Here is a 22,336-nt window from a genome sequence, read left to right on the forward strand (position 1 = left end):
CATGGATGGCATGGTTTTTAAATCCGCTTTGCGGATGACACAGTGGGAAGCGGAAGGTTCTTATAGAATAAAGAACAAATATTCGATTTGCTCTGTACTTTTTTTAAATGGAATGATATATTAGACAGAGAACAATAATAAGAATATTGATTGTATTTAGATAGATATATCAGGAGAACATAATGGATCATTTCAAATTAGTATCAGAATATCAGCCGACCGGTGATCAGCCGCAGGCGATCAAAGAGCTGGTGGATGGATTTAAAGAGGGAAACCAGTTTGAAACCTTGTTAGGTGTAACCGGTTCCGGTAAGACATTTACCATGGCAAATGTAATAGCACAACTGAATAAACCGACGCTGGTGCTTGCGCACAACAAAACGCTGGCGGCACAGTTATATTCGGAAATGAAGGAATTTTTTCCGGAAAATGCGGTAGAATATTTTGTTTCTTATTATGATTATTACCAGCCGGAAGCATATGTGGCATCGACTGATACTTATATAGCGAAGGATTCTGCGATCAACGATGATATTGACAAGATGCGTCACAGTGCAACAGCGGCCTTGATCGACAGAAAAGATGTTGTGGTCGTATCCTCGGTATCCTGTATTTACGGTATCGGTGATCCGGATGAATACCGGGAGCAGATGCTGTCGCTCCGTGTCGGCATGATCAAGGATCGGGATATGGTGATCGATGAACTGACGGATATCCAGTATGTCAGAAATGATATGGATTTCCACCGTGGAACATTTCGTGTACACGGGGATGTGCTGGAGATCCTTCCGGTATCGACATTTGAAGATGCTGTGCGTGTTGAATTCTTTGGTGATGAGATCGACCGTATCTGTGAATTTGATCCGTTGACCGGGGAGATCAGGCGCAGCCTGAATTTTACCTGTATCTTTCCTGCTTCTCATTATGTTGTCGGACATGAGAAACTGGAACGTGCACTTACAAAGATCGAAGCGGAATTGGCTGAACGGGTACAGTATTTTAAGGAAAATGATAAGCTGATCGAAGCACAGCGGATTGAAGAACGGACAAATTTTGATATAGAGATGATGCGGGAGACAGGCTTCTGCTCCGGTATCGAGAATTATTCAGGACCATTATCCGGCAGAGAATCCGGGGAGACTCCGAGCACATTACTGGATTTCTTCGGTGATGATTTCCTGTTGATCATAGATGAGTCGCATATGACGATTCCGCAGGTCGGAGGAATGTATGCAGGTGATCGTTCCAGAAAACAGAATCTGGTGGATTATGGATTTCGTCTGCCATCCGCATTGGACAACCGTCCGTTAAACTTTGAAGAATTTGAATCGAAGTTAGATCAGGTATTATTTGTATCGGCGACACCATCCAAATATGAAGCAGAACATGAGCTGCTCCGGGCCGAGCAGATCATCCGACCGACCGGATTGCTGGATCCACCGGTGGATGTCCGTCCGGTAGAAGGACAGATCGACGACCTGATGTCAGAGATATTGAAAGAGACAGAACAGGGACACAAGGTTCTGGTTACAACACTTACAAAACGTATGGCAGAGGATCTGACAGATTTCCTGCGTGAGAATGGCATTAAGGTCAAATATCTTCATTCCGATATTGATACAATGGAGCGTGTAGAGATCGTGCGTGATCTCAGAATGGGTGTATTTGACGTATTAGTTGGTATCAACCTCCTTCGTGAGGGACTTGATATTCCGGAGATCACACTGGTGGCTATCCTGGATGCAGATAAAGAGGGCTTCCTGCGTTCGGAGACATCGTTGATCCAGACGATCGGACGTGCTGCGAGAAACTCAGAAGGTCACGTTATCATGTATGCAGATATGATGACAGACTCCATGAAACGTGCGATCTCGGAGACAAATCGTCGTCGAAAGATTCAGGATGCTTATAATAAGGAACATGGGATCATACCGAAGACGATCCAGAAGAGTATCCGTGATCTTATTACAAATGAAGTCACAGAAGATAAACCGGTTGTGGATGCAGAGAAAGATATTGAATCCATGACGAAGAAAGAGCTGAAAGCAATGATCGATAAGCTGACAAAGAAGATGAACATGGCAGCCGCGGACCTGAACTTTGAAATGGCAGCGATCGTCCGTGATGAGCTGAAGAAGTATAAAGAAGCACTTCGGGACTATGATAAGTAGAAAATACAATACAGATCATGCTGTCGTACTAATTGAAAGTGTATAAACATGTATGATCATAATATTATTTGTTTGAATATTAGTTGTTAAACTAATATGAAAGATATCATTACTATTATGAAGTAAGCCTTATCCGAGGCCGGTACTTAAGTTGCGTTTTTTGCAACTTTATGTACCGCTGCACGAGGATACGAGCGGAAGCGTCTTACGGAATAATATGTAATGTATCTTTCATATTGTATAAAAGTAATAATAAATATAATGATCATACATGTTTATAAGATTCAAATAAAATGAGCAGAAAGAAGGTCAACCGAAATGGGTGATATTAAGTATATTACGATTAAAGGTGCAAAAGAACATAACCTGAAGAATATAGATGTGAAGATTCCGAGAGATAAATTTGTCGTTGTGACAGGTCTGTCCGGTTCGGGCAAATCCTCACTGGCATTTGATACGATCTATGCCGAAGGTCAGCGACGCTATATGGAGTCCTTATCTTCCTATGCAAGACAGTTCCTTGGACAGGCAGAGAAGCCGGATGTCGAGAAGATCGAGGGCCTGTCGCCTGCGATATCGATCGATCAGAAATCGACGAATAAGAATCCGAGATCCACAGTCGGAACAGTAACAGAGATCTATGATTATTTCCGTCTGTTATATGCAAGAGCAGGAATCCCACACTGTCCGAAATGTGGAAAAGTGATCAGCAAACAGAGCGTGGATCAGATGGTAGACGATATCATGCAATTGCCGGAACGGACAAAATTCATGGTACTCGCACCGGTTATAAGAGGCAGAAAAGGGGAACATGTGAAGCTGTTGGAGAAGGCGGCAAAGAGCGGTTTTGTCCGTGCGATCATTGATGGCAGTATGTATGAGTTATCCGAGGAGATCAAGCTGGATAAGAATAAGAAGCATAATATTGATATCGTTGTGGATCGTCTGGTCGTTCGTCCTGATATGGAACGAAGACTGACAGATTCTGTAGAGACAACTCTGCGGATGGCAGAAGGTCTGATGAAGATTGAGGTTATAAATACAGATGGAGAAAATGAAATCTTGAATTTCTCTGACAGCTTTTCCTGCCCGGATTGTGGAATCAGCATTGATGAGATTGAGCCCAGAAGCTTTTCATTCAATAATCCATTTGGCGCATGTCCATGTTGTGCCGGTCTGGGATTTAAGATGGAATTTGATCCGGATCTGATGATACCGGATACCAAGCTGTCGATCAATGAAGGGGCAATTGTTGTGCTGGGCTGGCAGTCCTGTAATGATGGAAAGAGTTTTACAAATGCAGTGCTTCGTGCATTAGCAGAGGAATATCATTTCTCACTGGACACACCGTTTCAGGATTACAGTGATGAGATCAAAGATCTGTTATTATATGGCAAGAACAGTCGTCCGGTAAAGGTTCATTATAAAGGACAGCGTGGAGAAGGCGTTTATGATATTACATTTGAAGGTCTGATCAAGAACGTCCAGCGAAGGTACCGAGAGACCGGAGGTGAGACGACTAAGGCAGAGTATGAGACTTTTATGACGATCACGCCATGTGAAGAATGTAAGGGAAAACGTCTGAAACCGACAGCACTGGCTGTTACGATCGCCGATAAGAATATTGATGATCTGACCAGAATGTCGATCGAGGATCTTACAAACTTTATGGATAATATTAAGTTGACAGACCGGCAGATGCTGATCGGCGGGGCAGTTTTAAAGGAAATCCGGGCGAGACTGCATTTTCTGATCGATGTAGGCCTTGATTATCTGGCACTTTATCGTTCTACAGGCACATTGTCTGGTGGAGAGGCACAGCGAATCCGTCTGGCGACACAGATCGGTTCCGGGCTTGTGGGAGTTGCTTATATTCTGGATGAACCAAGTATCGGTCTGCATCAGAGAGATAATGATAAGCTGATCGGAGCATTGGAGCATTTGCGTGATCTTGGAAATACTCTGATCGTAGTAGAGCATGATGAAGATACGATGCGTGCTGCGGATTATATTATAGATATCGGTCCGGGAGCCGGTGAAAATGGTGGTTATGTCGTTGCGGAAGGTACGGCAGAGGAGATCATGAAAAATGAGAACTCGATCACCGGTGATTATTTAAGCGGAAGAAAAAAGATTCCGGTACCGGAGGTACGAAGAAAGCCAACGGGCTGGCTGACCGTTCAGAATGCTTATGAGAACAACCTGAAGCATATCGATGTGAATATACCACTGGGTATTATGGTATGCGTGACTGGTGTATCCGGTTCGGGCAAGAGCTCACTTGTAAATGAGATCTTATATAAGAAGCTGGCGAGAAGACTGAATAAGAGCCGTATCAAACCAGGGCGTCATGATCATATCGTGGGTTACGATGCACTTGATAAGGTGATCAATATCGATCAGTCTCCAATCGGAAGAAGTCCGAGATCGAACCCGGCAACCTATACAGGTGTATTTGACATGATCCGTGACCTGTTTGCAAATACAAAGGATGCCAAGGCAAGAGGATATAAGAAGGGAAGATTTTCATTCAATGTATCGGGTGGACGATGCGAAGCCTGCCGTGGTGATGGTATCATCAAGATCGAGATGCATTTCCTGCCGGATGTCTATGTTCCTTGCGAGGTATGCGGTGGCAAGCGGTACAATCGTGAGACGCTGGAAGTAAAATATAAAGGTAAGAGCATTTATGATGTTCTGGATATGACTGTGGATGAAGCCTGCGAGTTCTTTGCAAATGTTCCAAGCATTCTGCGAAAGATCGAAACGTTAAAGGATGTTGGTCTGGGTTATATCCGTCTGGGACAGCCATCTACCACTTTATCCGGAGGAGAGGCACAGAGAGTAAAGCTTGCGACGGAGCTTGCCAGACGTGGAACCGGAAAGACGATCTACATTCTGGATGAACCGACGACCGGACTTCATTTCGCCGATGTTCATCGTCTGGTGGATATTCTTCGCAGACTTAGTGACAGTGGAAATACCGTAGTTGTTATCGAGCATAATCTGGATGTTATAAAGACTGCCGATTATATCATCGACATGGGACCGGAAGGCGGTGTTCGCGGTGGAACAGTGATCGCACAGGGAACACCGGAGGAGATCGCAGAATGTGAGAATTCATATACCGGACAATATCTGAAGCGGTATTTATAAAGTGTGAAGATAGAGAATACAATTAAGCTCTTATATAGATATCAGTTTTATAGAATGTGTAGAATTGATATAGAGGAATTAGAGATATAGAAATTTGGAAACATAAGGAATTAGCAACATGAGGAATGATAAGATCATTGGCGCATTGATCGGCCTTGTAGGTGCGGCCGGTAATTCCGGCTGGACAGAGAAAACAGATCAGACGATCGCAAGTGCGTTATTACAGGAAGACAATGATGAGACAATAGAGGAAATACACCGGGAGAAATACCGACTTTCTCCCGGGTGTTCCACCTGTACGGCTCCATGCGGGAATACATCTGATTATGATATGAGCTGTTTCTGGAATGGCAGCCTGGAAGAACAGAAGCGTAAGCATGACATAATCAATGAATTACAGCAGGTGGCAGAACAGTATAACAGCGGAAATCTTAAGAGATTACCTGAGGTCTGTTTCCGTGCACTTGCATGCTTTTCCTATGGCATGGACGAAGCTGCATACGAGTCTTTAATGAGCGACTTCCATAATATAGCCGAAACTGTTTAAGAGCAGAACTGCAGATAGAGTTACAGTTATATCTTAGCGTTTATGTTCTATATAGATTTGCTTTTCAGGTAGCCAAGGCTGACAAATAACACTACGACTTCAACGATCGGCATAACAAACCACAGGCTGGATGCACCCAGACACAATGGAAATACAAGGATACAGATACTGCTTAAGATGATATTTCGGAGCAGTGAGATGCACAGGGATTGTGCAGATCGCAGTATCGCCTGTAAATAGTAAGAAGTCAGCAGGTTAATACCAAATGGCAGGAATGCAAAAAAGTAGGTTCGTATACCCAGATTTGCAATATCAGTCAGTGTTGGATTCATTTTAATAAAAATACGACAGACCGCAGTCGGGAATAAGATTCCACTAAGCGAGAAGATGGCACCCATTATAAGGATAGTGGTATATGCCATCTTTTTTATTCCTTTGATTCGGACCCCATTTCCTGCACCATAATTAGTAGAGATAACAGGCTGGATCGACTGACCGACTCCGGTAAACAGGGAGTTGAACAGGATTACACAGTTTGAGATCACGCTGTAGATCGAGAGTGCATTTTCACCGCAGTATTTCAGGATCTGGATATTAAACAGCAGTACGATGAATCCATTTGCAAATTCATTGAAAAAACTTGGGATACCACCGACAATAATATGACGGATACTGGGAATCGTGTGAATCGGTCGGATGAAATGAAGACCGTTTTTGCGTGAGAAAAAGTGTGAGCCACCGACAATTACCTGGATAGTCATACCGAGAACGGAAGCGAATGCGGCACCGCCCATTCCCATATGCATAGGAAATACAAAAATGATATCCAGTGCGATATTTATGACGCCGCCAAGCAGAACTCCCGCCATTGCACGGTTTGGATCATTGTCGGCACGGATAAAGATTGCTACATAATTTGAAAATACAGCAACCGGAAGGAAAATGTTGATATAACGCATGTAGGACATGGCGTATGGGAATAAGGTGTCATTTGCTCCCATCAGATGAAGCAGCTTAGGCATGCAGGTGGCATAGATCAGCCATAAAAGGGTAGTAACAGCCGTAATCAGGAAAAAAGAGATCGTAAAATAACGATTGGATTTCTGATGATTACCACTTCCCCTGTGAACACTCATCTGTACAGAGCCGCCGACACCAAACAGGATTCCGGTTGACATCAGGATGCAGAGAAGTGGTGTTGTAATACTTAGGGCAGCAAGAGCATCTGCGCCGACACCTTTTCCAATGACGATCGCATCTGTCAGTGTATAAATAGACATAACCATGGCACTTCCAAGTGATGGTATCAGAAATTTGAAGTATAATTTTTTCAGATTGTCTTTTAATAAATCCATTATAAGTCCTCCTATGCTGTGCTGTTCACAAAAAAAGAGCCAGATAAGATAATCTTATCTGGCTCATAACATTCATGTCCATCCGGGAATCCTGAATAACATTCAGAACACCTTGCAAGGTATATCATATATACCGTCCGATTCGTGCCTATTATACCAAGTTGATAGAAAATGTCAATCAATTTTATGGCATTTTTAGTATGCGGGTGTTATAATAGCATCCGCAAAAAACACAGTGAGGTAGGAATAAATGAATTTTATTAAGAAAAACTGGATAGGAATTCTGGTGTGTTTTATCATAGCAGCTCCTTCATGGTTACTTGGAAAACGGTTTCCGGTTGTCGGCGGACCGATCATTGCGATATTAGCCGGTATGTTGATCGCACTTGTATGGACGGATAAGGGAAAGGCAGAAGCCGGTATCAAATGGACATCAAAGATTGTTTTGCAGACAGCCGTTGTATTATTAGGATTTGGCATGAATCTCGGAGTAATCCTGCAGACAGGAAAACAGTCGCTTCCGATCATTATCTGTACGATCGGTACATCCTTATTGATCGCATGGATCCTTCGAAAGGTGATGAAGGTTCCGGCAAATACTTCGATTCTTGTCGGTGTTGGATCTTCTATCTGTGGTGGTTCCGCAATCGCAGCAACAGCACCGGTTATAGATGCAGATGACGATGAAGTTGCACAGGCTATTTCTGTTATCTTTTTCTTTAACGTGCTTGCGGCTATCTTCTTCCCAATCATTGGAAAAGTAATAGGATTTGACACGGCATCCGGTGATGCATTTGGAATATTTGCGGGAACAGCCATCAATGATACATCTTCTGTAACAGCGGCGGCATCAACATGGGACAGCATGTGGAATCTTGGAAGTGAGACTCTCAATAAGGCAGTAACGGTAAAACTGACCAGAACACTGGCAATTATACCGATCACATTAGTGCTTGCGGCAGTTCGTGCAAGACAGGCGGCAAAGACAGAGCAGAAGACAAATGGATTCAGCTTGAAAAAAGCATTTCCTATGTTCATTCTGTATTTTGTGATCGCATCTATAATCACAACGATCTGTATCAGTCTGGGCGTAAATGCGGATGTATTTGCGCCGTTAAAGGAGCTGTCCAAATTCTTCATTATCATGGCTATGGCGGCGATCGGGTTAAACAGCAATGTTATTAAGCTGATCAAAACCGGTGGCAAGCCGATTTTGTTAGGTGCATGCTGTTGGATTGGCATTACCTTGGTCAGCCTGCTTATGCAGCATATCATGGGCATCTGGTAAAGAGGTACAGGAGAACGTCCCCGGGCATAGCTGCCAGCCGGCATAATACCCGAAAAACAACTGCGGTTTCTATGAACTGCATATATCCTATTCGCAAATGTTCCTGTGCCAACTCGCCCGTCGGGCTCAAACAGGCACCCACATTTGCTGATATATGCAGTTCATCACGAAATCCTCGCAATGTTTTTCTGATATCATGCCGGCTGGCAGCTGTGTTCGAGGACGTTCCTACATGAAAACTCTGAAAAAATATGTTAAAAAAATCCATAGCACAGAATATCGTAACATAGTACAAGCCGGATATGGTTTATGAAGCAGAACGAGATTGTAAGGCAGTTGTCAGCTGATACATTCACTATTATGAAGCAAGCCTTTTTCAACGTCGGTTCTTAGCGAACTACCACAGGTAGTGAGGTTAGAACCGCTACGTTGAAATAGAGCGAAAGCGCCTTGCGGAATAATATGTGAAATGTATCAGCTGGCAACTGTTATACAGAACCTCAATCTGCTACATAAAGCCATATCCGGCTTGTATTATGTTACGATATTCGTACTATATACTAGTCATTTGCTTTGCCAACTGATCCGAAAAGTTCCATCTTTTCTTTAACAGTAGCCTTGATAGCTTCGAAACCAGGAGCAAGAAGCTTTCTAGGATCAAATCCCTTACCTTCAAGATCCTTACCAGCCTCGATGTACTTTCTTGTAGCATCTGCGAATGATAACTGGCACTCTGTGTTAACATTGATTTTTGAAACGCCAAGTGAGATAGCTTTCTTGATCATGTCAGCAGGGATACCTGTACCACCGTGAAGAACTAATGGCATAGTACCTGTCTTCTGCTGGATAGCATCAAGTGTTTCGAATGAAAGACCCTTCCAGTTTGCTGGGTACTTACCATGGATGTTACCGATACCGGCAGCAAGCATATCTACGCCAAGATCAGCGATGATCTTACACTCTTCTGGATCTGCGCACTCGCCCATACCAATAACACCGTCTTCTTCACCACCGATTGAACCAACTTCACACTCGATAGAAAGACCAAGCTGATGAGCAACATTAACAAGCTCTGTTGACTTAGCAAGGTTCTCTTCGAATGGATAGTGTGAACCATCGAACATGATAGATGTGAATCCGGCCTTAACACACTTGTAGCATCCTTCATATGTTCCGTGATCAAGATGAAGAGCTACAGGAACTGTAATTCCTAAAGAATCGTGCATAGCCTTAACCATAGCTGCAACTGTTTCAAATCCAGTCATATACTTTCCAGCGCCTTCTGAAACACCAAGGATTACAGGAGACTGAAGTTCCTGAGCTGTAAGAAGAACAGCCTTTGTCCATTCAAGGTTATTGATGTTAAACTGACCAACGGCATATTTTCCAGCCTTAGCCTTTTCCAACATTTCTTTTGCTGAAACTAACATTATAAATTCCTCCATTATAAAAATTATTTTGGGCTTTCATCTGCCCGAATTGTCCACATTTATAATGTAAAAATCCGGTTAGATAACCCTACTCTGTCGCCATTATACATTATTTATTTCCAAAATAAAAGCCATTTACAAAAACTTGATAAAAATAAAAAAATACTGCGCCATAATAACCCTGATGTCGCAGCGTAGTATTTTATCATTATGTAAAACATTTATAAAAGAATCCGCCATTTCCTTGAAATGCTAAAACTGGGATGGTAAAATTTTTATAATATAATTCGTGGAGGAAACAATATATGCTTCAGTTAAAGAAGATTGTGAAGGACTATCAGACCGGAGATGAAGTGGTAAAGGCGTTAAAAGGCATTTCCATTAATTTCAGAAAGAATGAATTCGTATCGGTACTTGGTCAGTCCGGCTGTGGTAAGACAACGCTTCTTAATATTATAGGCGGACTTGATCAGTATACGAGTGGTGATCTGGTTATCAATGGCAGATCAACAAAAGAATTCAAGGCAAGAGACTGGGATTCATACCGGAATAATTCGATCGGTTTTGTATTCCAGAGTTACAATCTGATTCCGCATCAGACGGTTCTCGCAAATGTCGAGCTGGCGCTGACCTTATCCGGTGTATCCAAATCCGAGCGTAGAAAACGTGCAAAAGAGGTGTTGGAAAAGGTTGGTCTGGGCGATCAGATCTATAAGAAGCCGAATCAGATGTCCGGTGGACAGATGCAGCGAGTAGCGATCGCCAGAGCATTGATCAATGATCCTGATATCCTGCTTGCAGATGAGCCGACCGGAGCCCTGGACTCCGAAACCAGTGTCCAGATCATGGAGCTGTTAAAGGAGATCGCAGAAGAAAAGCTGGTCATCATGGTAACACACAATCCGGAGCTTGCAGACAAATATTCTACAAGAATCGTGAAGCTGTTAGATGGTAAGATCATAGATGATTCCGCACCATTTTCAGATGAAGACGAAGCGAAAGAATCAGAAGAAGCATATGCACCGAGAAAGACATCTATGTCTGTATTTACGGCATTTTCCCTCAGCTTTAATAACCTGCTGACGAAGAAAGGACGAACCCTTTTAACGGCATTTGCCGGAAGTATCGGTATCATCGGTATCGCGCTGATTCTGTCATTATCCAGTGGATTCCAGGGCTATATCAATGATGTGCAGGAGGAAACCCTGTCATCCTATCCAATCGAGATCCAGAAAAAGGCAATGGATTATTCTGACCTGATCTCGGAAATGGCGGGTAATACAAAGGAAGAAGATCTGAGTGATCATGACCCGGATCGTGTATACTCTGGTGATGTCATGGGCGATATGATGGTGTCCATGCTCTCAGAGGTAAAGGAAAACGATCTGGAAACATTTAAGAAATATATTGAAGATGATACAAATGGATTCAAGGATATCGTGAGTGATATCAAGTATACCTATGATACTCCGATGTATGTATTTAACGAAAATGCAGCAGGCGGTACACAGCAGGTAAATCCAAGTATCATGATGCGAGAGATGGGATTTGGCGATATGGAAGAATCCCAGAAATCCCTGTCAGGCTTCATGTCGGCATTCAGTTACGGAAATAATTCCATGGATATGTGGAAGCAGTTAATGAGTAATCGGGAGCTGTTGGAACAGCAGTACGATGTGCTTGCAGGACACTGGCCTCAGAATAAAAATGAAGTTGTACTGGTCGTTGATAAGAATAACGAGATCAGTGATTTTACCTTATATACATTAGGTGTCAGAAATGCTTCTGATCTTGGAGAGATGGTTCCGAAGATCATGGCAGGTAAAGATTACGATGCACCGGAGGAAATGAGCTTCTCCTATGATGATCTTTTAAATCTCAAATTCAAGCTCATTCTGCCGAGTGACATTTATCAAAAAAATGCAGACGGAACATGGGCAGACAAGAGTTCCGATGAAGATTATATGGCAGATGTGATCAGCAAAGGTCTGGATATTCAGGTTTGTGGTATCATCCGTCAGAGCGAATCCTCTTATGCAGCATCGATCGATGCGGGAATGATCGGTTATACCGCTGAACTTGCAGAGTATGTTGTATCCGAAAATGAAAAATCGGAGATCGTAAAACGGCAGCTTGACAATCCGGATACCGATGTATTTACAGGACTTCCGTTTTCAAACGGAGAAGATATCGACATGAGTCAGGTGGACATGCAGCAGATCGTTGCATCCATGAACCTGTCAGAGGAACAGCAGGCATATATTTCACAGATGTCTGATGAGCAGTTATTTGAAATGTTAAAGGAACAGGGCTATTTTGCACAGTCTACCGCAACCTATGATGATAATATCGAGAAGCTTGGATTTGCGGATCTGGCAAAGCCGTCCGTTATCAGCCTGTATTGTTCAGAATTCGCGGACAAGGATAAGCTGACAGATCTGATCGACAAATATAATGATTCACATTCAGACAGCGAGATCACTTATACCGATTATATCGGGCTGATGCTATCTTCCGTTACGAAGATCATCGATGCGATCACTTATGTATTGATCGCATTTGTAGCTATCTCGTTGATCGTATCATCGATCATGATCGGAATCATTACCTATATCTCTGTACTGGAGAGAACGAAGGAGATCGGTATTCTTCGAAGTATCGGAGCGTCGAAAAAGGATATTTCCCGTGTGTTTAACGCAGAGACATTTATTATCGGACTGGTATCCGGTGCGATCGGTATTCTGGTTACGGTGCTGTTAAATATCCCGATAAGCAAGGTGATAGAGAAATTTGTAAATGTGCCAAATGTATCTTCACTTCCGGTAAAGGGTGCGGTGATCCTTGTGATCATTAGTGTTGTGCTTACTTTGATCGGCGGTCTTATCCCATCTAAGATGGCAGCGAAGAAAGACCCTGTAATAGCACTTAGAAGTGAATAACAGAAAGGAGCGAGGCGGCATGAGTGCATATGTTGAGTTTAAGGATGTTAAGAAAATATATAAGACCGGCGAGGTTGAGATCCATGCTCTGCGGGATGTGAACTTCGAGATTGAAAAAGGAGAATTCTGTGTCATTGTTGGAGCGTCAGGAGCGGGAAAGACAACGATTCTGAATATCCTGGGCGGAATGGACACGCTGTCCGGCGGCAGTGTATATCTGGACGGAAAAGAAATCTCCGGGCTGAACAAGCGGCAGCTTACGGCATACAGGAGATATGATGTAGGATTTGTATTTCAGTTCTATAATCTGGTGCAGAATCTGACGGCACTGGAAAATGTAGAGCTTGCGGCACAGATCTGTAAGGACCCGTTAGATGCGGCAACGGTATTAAAGCAGGTAGGGCTTGAGGATCGTATGGCAAATTTCCCTGCACAGTTATCCGGTGGAGAGCAGCAGCGGGTAGCGATCGCCAGAGCACTTGCAAAGAATCCGAAGCTGCTTTTATGTGATGAACCGACCGGTGCGCTGGACTATAATACAGGAAAATCCGTACTCAAATTGCTTCAGGATACCTGTAGGAACACCGGAACTACGGTTATCGTTATCACACATAATCAGGCACTTACAGCAATGGCAGATCGTGTGATCACAGTTAAGAGCGGAACAGTAGAGAAGGTTGTTCTGAATGATAACATTAAAAATGTAGAAGATCTGGAATGGTAGGTATGTCTTATGAAATCAATGATGCGTCGTACGACATTTCGAGAAATTAAAAACAGTTTTGGACGGTTTGCAGCGATTCTCGCGATCATAGCGTTAGGTGTTGGTTTCTTTTCAGGCCTGAAGATGACCAAGCCGGCTATGGTAAAGACGATTACGGATTTCCTCAGTGATTCGGAATTCTATGATCTGCATCTGGTGTCTACGCTTGGCTATACAGATGAGGATGTGGAAGCATTTGCGGGTGAGGATGATGTCCGGTATGCAGAGGGCAGCTATTCATTTGATGTGCTTTATGATGGTATGGGTGATAATGAACGTGCACTCAAAACCTTGTCATTGCCGGAGCATGTGAATGACATCCGTCTGGTGGATGGCAGACTGCCGGAAGCGGATGATGAATGCGTAGTGGATGACAAGCTGACAGATGTGAGAATCGGTGATGTCATTACCGTGGCAGATACGAATGGTGATGCCACTGAGACAAAGCTCCGCTATAGGGAATTTACGGTTACCGGAACCGTACAGTCCTCCCTTTATATTAATTTTGAACGTGGAACGACTACTCTCGGGACCGGTAAATTAAGTGGATTTGTATATATGAAGCCGGAAGCATTTGACTGTGAATGCTACACTGACGTCTATGTCAGGTTTGATCAGGACTATGCGTTATACGATGATGCGTACGATACCTATATGGACGAGAAAAAGGATGACTGGGATGCTATCTGTCATGACCGTGTTACGAAACGATATCAGGCGCTTCTGATGCAGACCGGGCTTACCGAAGATATGGTTGCCGGCGTAACCATAGATGATGCACCGGATGTCAGTTATTATATTCTTGGCAGGGAGACGAATGTCGGTTATGTCTGTTTTGAGAGTGATTCCGATATCGTAGATGGTGTAGCAAAGGTATTTCCGGTGTTTTTCGTATTGGTTGCTGTGCTTGTCTGTATGACGACGATGAATCGTATGGTCGAGGAACAGCGAACAATGATCGGAATGCTAAAGGCACTTGGATACAGTGAGCATACGATCATGAGCAAATATATGATCTATTCAGGGCTGGCAGCAGTTATCGGATGTATAGGAGGCTTTTTTGCTGGAACGTATGCATTCCCACGGGTAATCTGGAAAGCATATCATATGATGTATCTGAATATTAGCTTAAAATATATTGTAGACTGGAAGCTGGCAGGAATTGCTATGCTGGTATCTCTGGCATGTTCGGTAGGAACGACATGGTTTACCTGCCGGTATGAGCTGTCGGAGACTGCGGCAGGTCTGATGCGGCCGAAGGCACCGAAGGCGGGCAAACGTGTATTTCTTGAGAAAATATCATTTGTATGGAAACGGTTAAAATTCCTGCATAAGGTATCGGTTCGAAATATCTTCCGTTATAAGAAGCGTTTCTTTATGATGGTAATAGGAATCAGTGGATGCACAGCCCTGCTTCTGACCGGATTTGGTATCAATGATTCGATCGCCGGCTTTGCAGATCGTCAGTATGATGAGATCCAGATCTTAGACGGAACGATGACCCTTGCAGAGAGTGTTGATGATGTAAAGAAAATGAATGCAGCTTCTGAGGAAAATCAGAAGGATCAGCAGGAAGCAACGCAGACGGGTTCGGAATCAGCGGCAGCCGGTGATCTGTATGATAAATTAGACAAATATATGCAGGACTATGATTTTGTTGGTGAGACAAGCTGGGATCTGATAGAGTCCGATGGCATTAAGAGCATTAATCTGGTTATTATGAAGGAACCGGAGCATTCGGACAAATATATGGATTTTCACAACAGTAAGAATAAGAAGGTCGCTTATCCGGGCAAGGATGAGGCGATTATCAACAGTGCTCTGGCAACCCGGTATGATCTGTCCGTTGGAGATACCATTACGATCCGGAACAGTGATATGAAAGAGATCAAGGCAAAGATTTCCGGCATCTTTGAAAATTATGTATATAATTATGTATATCTGTCGCCGGAAACATACATGGATCAGATGGGAGAAGCTCCGGTATATCATTCCGTCTATTTCAATCTGAAGCCTGATATGGATGCACATGAAGTGGCTGCCGATCTTATGAAAGAAAATGTAGTTTCTGCAGTAGTCGTGAATGGAGATATGCGCGAACGTATCAGCAATATGATGAAGAGTCTGGACTATATCGTTCTGGTCGTTATCCTGTCGGCGGCAGCACTGGCATTTATCGTGCTGTATAACCTGACAAATATCAATATTACAGAACGAATCCGGGAGATTGCAACCGTAAAGGTGCTTGGATTTTTCAGAAATGAAACCTCATCTTATGTGTTCCGTGAAAACTGGGTGCTGACGGCAATCGGAATAGCGGTCGGTCTGGTGCTCGGAGTATTTCTGCATAGCTTTGTTATGGATCAGATTCGTGTGGATATGGTTTCATTTGACACTTACATTTCACCGCTTAGTTATGTGTACAGCATTATCCTGACGTTTGCTTTTAATGGCTGTGTCAACCTGTTTATGTCGGTGAGACTGGAGCGGATCAATATGGCGGAGTCCTTGAAGTCTGTGGATTAAAGCGGATAAGATAAAAATGCAAAGAACATATTGTATCGGGTTCTGTGTTGATACCATATGTTATAAGAAAATTGCAGGTGTATAGAGTGATTGCAGGCAGAAAATATATAAATGAAATGACAGGAGGAAGAAAAGAATGACAGTTACAAATGATATTAAGTACATCGGTGTGAATGACCATGAGATTGATCTGTTTGAGGGACAGTATATTGTGCCAAATGGCATGGCATATAATTCTTATGTGATCATGGATGAGAAGATTGCCGTTATGGATACGGTGGATCAAAATTTTACAGACGAATGGTTTGCAAAGCTGGAAACGGAGCTTGCAGGCCGGACACCGGATTACATCGTAGTTCAGCATATGGAGCCGGATCATTCGGCGAATCTTGCAAATTTCATGGAGAAGTATCCGACAGCAACAGTTGTTGCAACGGCGGCAGCATTTAACATGATGAAGAACTTCTTTGGAAAAGATTATGCTGATAGAAGAATGATGGTGAAAGAGGGAGATACCTTATCACTTGGAAAGCATGAGCTGACATTTGTCATGGCTCCGATGGTACACTGGCCGGAGGTTATGGTGACCTATGACAGCACAGATAAGGTATTATTCTCCGCGGACGGCTTCGGCAAATTCGGAGCCTTGGATGTAGAGGAGGACTGGGCATGTGAGGCTCGCCGTTACTACATCGGAATCGTAGGAAAGTTCGGTGCACAGGTTCAGGCATTGTTGAAGAAGGCAGCAGGACTGGATATCCAGATCATCTGTCCGCTTCATGGACCGGTTCTGACAGAGAATCTCGGATACTACATCGGTTTATATGATACATGGTCATCTTATGGAGTAGAAACGGATGGTGTAGTGATCGCTTACACATCTGTCTATGGACATACAAAAGAAGCAGCAGAGCTTCTTGCAAAGAAGCTGACTGAAAAGGGATGTCCAAAGGTAGCAGTCAATGACCTTGCCCGCTGTGATATGGCAGAAGCAGTAGAGGATGCGTTCCGTTATGGCAAACTGGTACTTGCAACAACGACCTATAATGGTGACATTTTCCCATTTATGAGAGAGTTCATTAATCACCTGACAGAGCGTAATTTCCAGAACCGCACGATCGGTCTGATTGAGAATGGTGCATGGGCTCCGATGGCTGCAAAGGTTATGAAGGGTATGTTTGAAAACAGCAAGAATCTGACATTTACTGATACAACAGTTCAGATCAAGGCGGCATTAAATGACGCAAGCCTTGCACAGATCGATGCACTGGCAGATGAACTGTGTAAATAATCGATTCTTATATAGAAGTATTGTTCTACCACTATGATAAAGAGGTCGTACATATAAATGATAGAATGGAGAAGCTATGAGTCTGGTAAAAATCTGTGGAATCACAGAAGAACAGGAAGTTGAATATGTAAATGAAGCCGGTGCGGACTTTATGGGAATGGTGATGTTCTTTCCGAAAAGCAAGCGGAATATCACAGTAGAAAAAGCATCTTCCCTTATAAAGATACTGAATCCTGAGATTACATCCGTAGCGGTAACGGTAGAACCGACGCTCGATCAGATACGGGAGATCGAAGCGGCCGGAATCCAGATGATCCAGATTCATGGGGATGTCAGCGAAGAACTGCTGCAGGAGATCCGTATTCCTGTTATCAAAGCATTTAATGTACATGATCTGTCTTCTTATGAGAGATATCATCAGGCGGACATAGTAAAAGGATATATCTTTGATGCACAGACACCGGGCAGCGGGAAGACCTTTAATTGGTCTGTGCTCTCCGATATTCCGCACGATGAGAAGTTTGCCCTTCTTGCCGGAGGTTTAAATCCTGACAATGTGGCAGAGGCATTTGCCGCAACTCATGTGGATGGTGCAGACACCAGCTCCGGTGTGGAGAACGACACCGGAATCGGCAAAGACCGGGAGAAGATCCTGAGATTTGTGGCGAATGTGAAGAAGCAGTAGAAGATGTATTATTTCAGGCACTTTGTGGGCAGTGATACGTTTTTGAGCAGACATTGGTTATTTTCATTGACTGCTTGAAGGGTATCATGCTTATAGGGTGCTGTTTTATTGTGCGATTCGCAGCAATGCTTTTCGTACATCATCCAGATAATTTCTTCCGACCATCTGGGTCTGTTTATTTGCAAGATAGATCGTGGAGCCGGATAAGGAGGGATAATACTGGGTGAAAAGATCGGATTTAATTAGACAACTTGAGGCAGGAGGGTTTGTTTTTGAGCGCATGGGTAATGTGTTCTTCCATTTTTAAGATTCGGAAAAACGGATTGTTTTATAACTGTGCGTAAAAAAGAGCACAAAAAAATCGGCGCGACAGGATTTGAACCTGCGACCTCTTCGTCCCGAACGAAGCGCTCTACCAAGCTGAGCCACGCGCCGAAAGAAAATCCATACTCAAATGTATGGTTCCCAACACCTGTATTAGTATAAATATTTCTCCTGAAAAAAGCAAGTGTTTTGTTAGAAAGAATTAAAAATTATAAAAAAGCGTGCAACACTAGCCGTTTGTCCAGTGTACAGTGTACCAAAACAAGTGATATAATGAGTGAATAACCCCGGCAAGCAATTACACAGCATGCCTGCTAGCAGGCGAAGCTGTGTAATTATTTGCCGGGCAAACAGACATGAGCAAGAAGGGCGAAAGTCCGGAATGCGAATGCCCGTGGCGATTTCGGGAGTTCGAAGAACGGAGAAATCGCAGATATTCACGGAGAAGAAATATGCAAATGACAGCATGCCTGCTAGCAGGCGAAGCTGTGTAATTATTTGCCGGGCAAACAGACATGAGCAAGAAGGACGAAAGTCCGGAAAGCGAATGGCTGAGGCGATTTCGGGAGTTCGAAGAACGGAGAAATCGCAGTTATTCACGGAGAAGAAATAAGCGAATGACAGCATGCCTGCTAGCAGGCGAAGCTGTGTAATTATTTGCCGGGCAAACAGACATGAGCAAGAAGGACGAAAGTCCGGAAAGCGAATGGCTGAGGCGATTTCGGGAGTTCGAAGAACGGAGAAATCGCAGTTATTCACGGAGAAGAAATAAGCGAATGACAGCATGCCTGCTAGCAGGCGAAGCTGTGTAATTATTTGCCGGGCAAACAGACATGAGCAAGAAGGACGAAAGTCCGGAAAGCGAATGGCTGAGGCGATTTCGGGAGTTCGAAGAACGGAGAAATCGCAGTTATTCACGGAGAAGAAGAAACAAACGAAAGGACAGCGGTTATGAACGGAACTGGATCAATAGAAAAAGACTGTTATATCAAACCGAAAAAAGCGTGGCGGTTATTAAAGACAGCAGATGATGAGAATGTAACCGCGTACATATATGGAGTCAGTGGAACAGGAAAAAGCACCCTGATCACTCGCTATCTGGGAAAGAGAAAATACAAAATGCTTCATGCAGGAACGATAACACCGGAGGAACTTCAGATTCCGGAAGGAGCGGTGCGGAAGATCATAGTGATCGATGATCTGCATGAGTTGATCTGGGAAGAAGATGATGCGATCCAGGATGCTATTTTCCGGTTGATCGTGAGGGAAGATGTCTGGGTGATCTTGTCAGGACGATGTCCGGTTCCGCCGTGGCTTACCACGATCCGGTTTCGGGAAGGCTTCTATATCATAGATGAAACCATGCTTATTATGGACATGCAGGCTATATTAAAATATGTGGAACAGACACAGATGGTTTTAACAGAAGCCCAGAAGCAGCGTCTGTCACGCGAAACCGGAGGTATGGCATTTGCATTGTGCGTGGCAATGTCCATGTATTATGAACTGGGATATACAAATGGACTGACTGATTCAGAGTATGATGAATATTCCAGAAAAGTAATAGAGCAGATGTGGAATTATCTGGAATTTCATGTATACGACAAGTGGGATATCCGTATGCAGGAATTCTTGATGAAGATATCGATCGTGGATACATTTACGGTTCGTCTGGCAGAGATGATCACAGGAACAAATGATGCAGAAAATTTGATCGAACATGCAAGATGGATGGGTAATTTCTTAGATGAACAGATGGGAGCAAATGGAGAAAAAATCTATAAGCTTCGAGATCATATGCGGTTATCCATGCAGCGCAGGATGCACAGAAAGTACACAAAGGAACAGATAAAAAATGTATATGAAAATGCTGGACTGTTCTATCAGTTAGCTGGTGATCCAATGCAGGCACTTACAATGTATGAGAAAGCAGGTTCAACAGAACGGATGCTTTCTATCCTGATCGACAATGCAAGAAAATCACCAAACAGCGCATATTTTTATGAATTGAAGCAATATTATCTCGCACTGCCGGAAGAGAGCGTGAAAAAAAGTCCGGAGCTTATGTGTGGCATGAGTATGCTGCAATCGCTATTGCTGAATCCGGAAGAAAGTGAACGGTGGTATCAGGAACTGCAGGCATATGCAGACAGTCATCAGGGCAGTAGCCGGAGAATCGCAAAAAATAATCTGTTGTATCTGGAGATCGGATTGCCGCACAGAGGTTCTGTGGATATGGTCAATATTATGAAGCAGGCATACCGGCTGGTATTTGACCGGCAGGCAACGCTTGGAGAATTATCAGTTACATCCAACCAGCCATCAATGATGAACGGCGGCAAGGATTTCTGTGAATGGAGCAAAAAAGACCGCGAACTGGCAGGCAAGATAGGTAAGCTTGTGGAATTTGTCCTTGGCAAATACGGCAAAGGGTTGGTCAATCTGGCATTGGCAGAGAGCTTTTTTGAAAAAGGCGAAGACAATTACGAGGTTGCTGTCCTTGCAAATAAAGGACGGATGCAGGCAGAAGCAGGCGGCAAGATCGAGCAGTGCTTTGTAGCAGATGGAATCCTGGCATGGCTGCATATCATAAATGGAAAAGTTCAGGAGGCGGAAGAGATTCTGTGCAGCTTTTATGAAAAAGCAGAAAAGGAAGGTGCAGAAAAGCTACTTCCGAATATACAGGCATTTCTGATCCGGTGTGCATTGTACAAGGGCGAGTGGTCAGAAGTGAACCGATGGATGGAACAGACGGCAGATGAAAATGTGGAATTTTCGATCTATGAGCGTTTCTTATATATAACGAAGGTGCGGGTATATATCCAGCGTGGAAAATATGATCAGGCATATAATCTGCTAGTAAAGCTGCAATATTATGCAGATGTCATGAAGCGTACTTATATCCGGATAGAATGTAATCTGTTGATGGCGGTTACTTTGTACCGGATGGGAAATGATGACTGGAAAGTGGTTCTTCAGAAAGGTCTTGCAGAAGCGGAAGAGTACCATTTTGTAAGGGCAATATCCAGAGAAGGAGCGGCTATATATCCATTGCTACAGGCATTTCCGGATGACGAGGGTAAGGCAGAGGAGGATGCAGAACTGGTGAAAACACACCGCCAGTATTACAGACAGGTAATGAAGGAAACGGAGAATGTTGCAAAGTCGTATCCGGGGTATCTCAAAGCAGGAAAGGCTGAGGTCCGGTTAAATGAAACCGGTATCCGTATCATTAAACTTCTGGCAGAAGGATATTCCAGAATACAGGTTGCAGAGCAGCTCGATATGACGGAAGCAAATGTAAAATATCATATGGCACAGGCGTATAAAAAGTTAGGTGTAAAAGATAAAGCTGGTGCAGTACTGGAAGCAAAAAACAGACAGTTGATCTGACTCTGATAAGGGAGTCTGGGTTCAATATATTCCTGAAACGACTAAAAAACGGTAAAATAAGACAGAAAACGGGACATTTTTGCAGGGACTATTGCAAATTGACCGGTATTTTTGTAAACTGATGCTGTATTGGTTTTGGGGACGAATACAAATGGGTTAAGGAGGAAACAAGAATGGATGAGAGAGAAGTATATGGAAATGAAGTCCGGAAACTTCGAGACAGTATGGGAATGAACCGTAAAAAGTTCTGTGACTATTATGGAATTCCATATCGTACCGTGCAGGATTGGGAGGCAGGAAAAAGAAAGATGCCATCCTATGTGCTTCGGATGATGAAGTACGTTGCTGAAAAAGAGCAGATGATAAAGGTATCATAATGTTCTGATTAAATGAAATGATCTGTAGGCAGGATAGTCAGAAATGACAGACTTGCATGCAGATCATTTTTTGATTTATAATGTTGTGCAA

General features: G+C 43.5%; 13 protein-coding genes and 1 tRNA gene. 11 read left to right on the forward strand and 3 right to left on the reverse strand.

Annotation, left to right across the window (positions count from 1 at the left end; genetic code table 11):
- Window positions 1-182 precede the first annotated feature (182 nt).
- The 3 genes from uvrB to DWY07_RS06000 all read left to right on the forward strand — a co-directional run bounded on the left by uvrB (window position 183) and on the right by DWY07_RS06000 (window position 5,874).
- Window positions 183-2,171: an excinuclease ABC subunit UvrB gene (gene uvrB, locus DWY07_RS05990; protein ID WP_008401782.1), complete on the forward strand. Its 1,989-nt coding sequence runs from the start codon at window positions 183-185 to the stop codon at window positions 2,169-2,171.
- Between the two features lie 318 nt (window positions 2,172-2,489).
- Window positions 2,490-5,327: an excinuclease ABC subunit UvrA gene (gene uvrA / locus DWY07_RS05995; RefSeq protein WP_117822472.1), complete on the forward strand. Its 2,838-nt coding sequence runs from the start codon at window positions 2,490-2,492 to the stop codon at window positions 5,325-5,327.
- 118 nt (window positions 5,328-5,445) lie between these two features.
- A complete protein-coding gene (locus tag DWY07_RS06000) occupies window positions 5,446-5,874 on the forward strand; it encodes a hypothetical protein (protein WP_008401785.1) in 429 nt (142 codons plus the stop codon).
- A 47-nt stretch (window positions 5,875-5,921) separates the two neighbouring features.
- Here DWY07_RS06000 and DWY07_RS06005 read toward each other — a convergent pair whose 3' ends face one another.
- The gene (locus DWY07_RS06005) at window positions 5,922-7,229 is read right to left on the reverse strand and encodes an MATE family efflux transporter (RefSeq protein WP_117822473.1); all 1,308 of its coding nucleotides are present in this window, start codon (window positions 7,227-7,229) and stop codon (window positions 5,922-5,924) included.
- Window positions 7,230-7,479: 250 nt separating this feature from the next.
- On the opposite strand from DWY07_RS06005, the gene DWY07_RS06010 reads away from it, so the two are divergent.
- Window positions 7,480-8,517, forward strand: a complete 1,038-nt coding sequence (locus DWY07_RS06010; RefSeq protein WP_117822474.1) for a YeiH family protein — start codon at window positions 7,480-7,482, stop codon at window positions 8,515-8,517.
- A 560-nt stretch (window positions 8,518-9,077) separates the two neighbouring features.
- Here the strand turns inward: DWY07_RS06010 and fba are convergent.
- Window positions 9,078-9,947: a class II fructose-1,6-bisphosphate aldolase gene (gene fba, locus DWY07_RS06015; RefSeq protein ID WP_021944348.1), complete on the reverse strand. Its 870-nt coding sequence runs from the start codon at window positions 9,945-9,947 to the stop codon at window positions 9,078-9,080.
- A gap of 305 nt (window positions 9,948-10,252) precedes the next feature.
- Here fba and DWY07_RS06020 point away from each other — a divergent pair, with 305 nt between their 5' ends.
- From DWY07_RS06020 to DWY07_RS06040, 5 genes are all read left to right on the forward strand, one after another.
- Window positions 10,253-12,886 carry an ABC transporter ATP-binding protein/permease gene (locus tag DWY07_RS06020; RefSeq protein WP_008401791.1) on the forward strand — a complete coding sequence of 878 codons (2,634 nt, stop codon included), beginning with the start codon at window positions 10,253-10,255 and terminating at the stop codon, window positions 12,884-12,886.
- 19 nt (window positions 12,887-12,905) lie between these two features.
- Entirely contained in the window at window positions 12,906-13,610 is a 705-nt protein-coding gene (locus DWY07_RS06025; RefSeq protein WP_008401792.1) for an ABC transporter ATP-binding protein, read from the forward strand.
- A gap of 9 nt (window positions 13,611-13,619) precedes the next feature.
- Window positions 13,620-16,175 (forward strand): ABC transporter permease, encoded by a 2,556-nt coding sequence (locus tag DWY07_RS06030; RefSeq protein ID WP_181983890.1) that lies wholly within the window; start codon window positions 13,620-13,622, stop codon window positions 16,173-16,175.
- Window positions 16,176-16,311: 136 nt separating this feature from the next.
- Window positions 16,312-17,466 carry an FprA family A-type flavoprotein gene (locus tag DWY07_RS06035; RefSeq protein ID WP_117784625.1) on the forward strand — a complete coding sequence of 385 codons (1,155 nt, stop codon included), beginning with the start codon at window positions 16,312-16,314 and terminating at the stop codon, window positions 17,464-17,466.
- A 76-nt stretch (window positions 17,467-17,542) separates the two neighbouring features.
- Complete coding sequence (locus DWY07_RS06040; protein ID WP_117784626.1) at window positions 17,543-18,151, forward strand: phosphoribosylanthranilate isomerase; 609 nt, start codon at window positions 17,543-17,545, stop codon at window positions 18,149-18,151.
- A gap of 361 nt (window positions 18,152-18,512) precedes the next feature.
- Here DWY07_RS06040 and DWY07_RS06050 read toward each other — a convergent pair.
- Window positions 18,513-18,586, reverse strand: a tRNA-Pro gene (locus DWY07_RS06050).
- Between the two features lie 840 nt (window positions 18,587-19,426).
- Here DWY07_RS06050 and DWY07_RS06060 point away from each other — a divergent pair.
- Together DWY07_RS06060 and DWY07_RS06065 are read left to right on the forward strand one after the other, a co-directional pair.
- Complete coding sequence (locus DWY07_RS06060) at window positions 19,427-21,868, forward strand: LuxR C-terminal-related transcriptional regulator (RefSeq protein ID WP_117822476.1); 2,442 nt, start codon at window positions 19,427-19,429, stop codon at window positions 21,866-21,868.
- 173 nt (window positions 21,869-22,041) lie between these two features.
- A complete protein-coding gene (locus DWY07_RS06065) occupies window positions 22,042-22,245 on the forward strand; it encodes a helix-turn-helix domain-containing protein (protein ID WP_021944353.1) in 204 nt (67 codons plus the stop codon).
- Window positions 22,246-22,336: the final 91 nt, after the last annotated feature.

This window comes from Clostridium sp. AF23-6LB, from assembly GCF_003461085.1.
Lineage (GTDB): Bacteria > Bacillota > Clostridia > Lachnospirales > Lachnospiraceae > Coprococcus > Coprococcus ammoniilyticus.

Coding starts and splice junctions, on each gene's coding strand:
- uvrB (WP_008401782.1), top strand. CDS start 183: ATGGATCATTTCAAATTAGTATCAGAATATCAGCCGACCGGTGATCAG.
- uvrA (WP_117822472.1), top strand. CDS start 2,490: ATGGGTGATATTAAGTATATTACGATTAAAGGTGCAAAAGAACATAAC.
- DWY07_RS06000 (WP_008401785.1), top strand. CDS start 5,446: ATGAGGAATGATAAGATCATTGGCGCATTGATCGGCCTTGTAGGTGCG.
- DWY07_RS06005 (WP_117822473.1), bottom strand. CDS start 7,229: ATGGATTTATTAAAAGACAATCTGAAAAAATTATACTTCAAATTTCTG.
- DWY07_RS06010 (WP_117822474.1), top strand. CDS start 7,480: ATGAATTTTATTAAGAAAAACTGGATAGGAATTCTGGTGTGTTTTATC.
- fba (WP_021944348.1), bottom strand. CDS start 9,947: ATGTTAGTTTCAGCAAAAGAAATGTTGGAAAAGGCTAAGGCTGGAAAA.
- DWY07_RS06020 (WP_008401791.1), top strand. CDS start 10,253: ATGCTTCAGTTAAAGAAGATTGTGAAGGACTATCAGACCGGAGATGAA.
- DWY07_RS06025 (WP_008401792.1), top strand. CDS start 12,906: ATGAGTGCATATGTTGAGTTTAAGGATGTTAAGAAAATATATAAGACC.
- DWY07_RS06030 (WP_181983890.1), top strand. CDS start 13,620: ATGAAATCAATGATGCGTCGTACGACATTTCGAGAAATTAAAAACAGT.
- DWY07_RS06035 (WP_117784625.1), top strand. CDS start 16,312: ATGACAGTTACAAATGATATTAAGTACATCGGTGTGAATGACCATGAG.
- DWY07_RS06040 (WP_117784626.1), top strand. CDS start 17,543: ATGAGTCTGGTAAAAATCTGTGGAATCACAGAAGAACAGGAAGTTGAA.
- DWY07_RS06060 (WP_117822476.1), top strand. CDS start 19,427: ATGAACGGAACTGGATCAATAGAAAAAGACTGTTATATCAAACCGAAA.
- DWY07_RS06065 (WP_021944353.1), top strand. CDS start 22,042: ATGGATGAGAGAGAAGTATATGGAAATGAAGTCCGGAAACTTCGAGAC.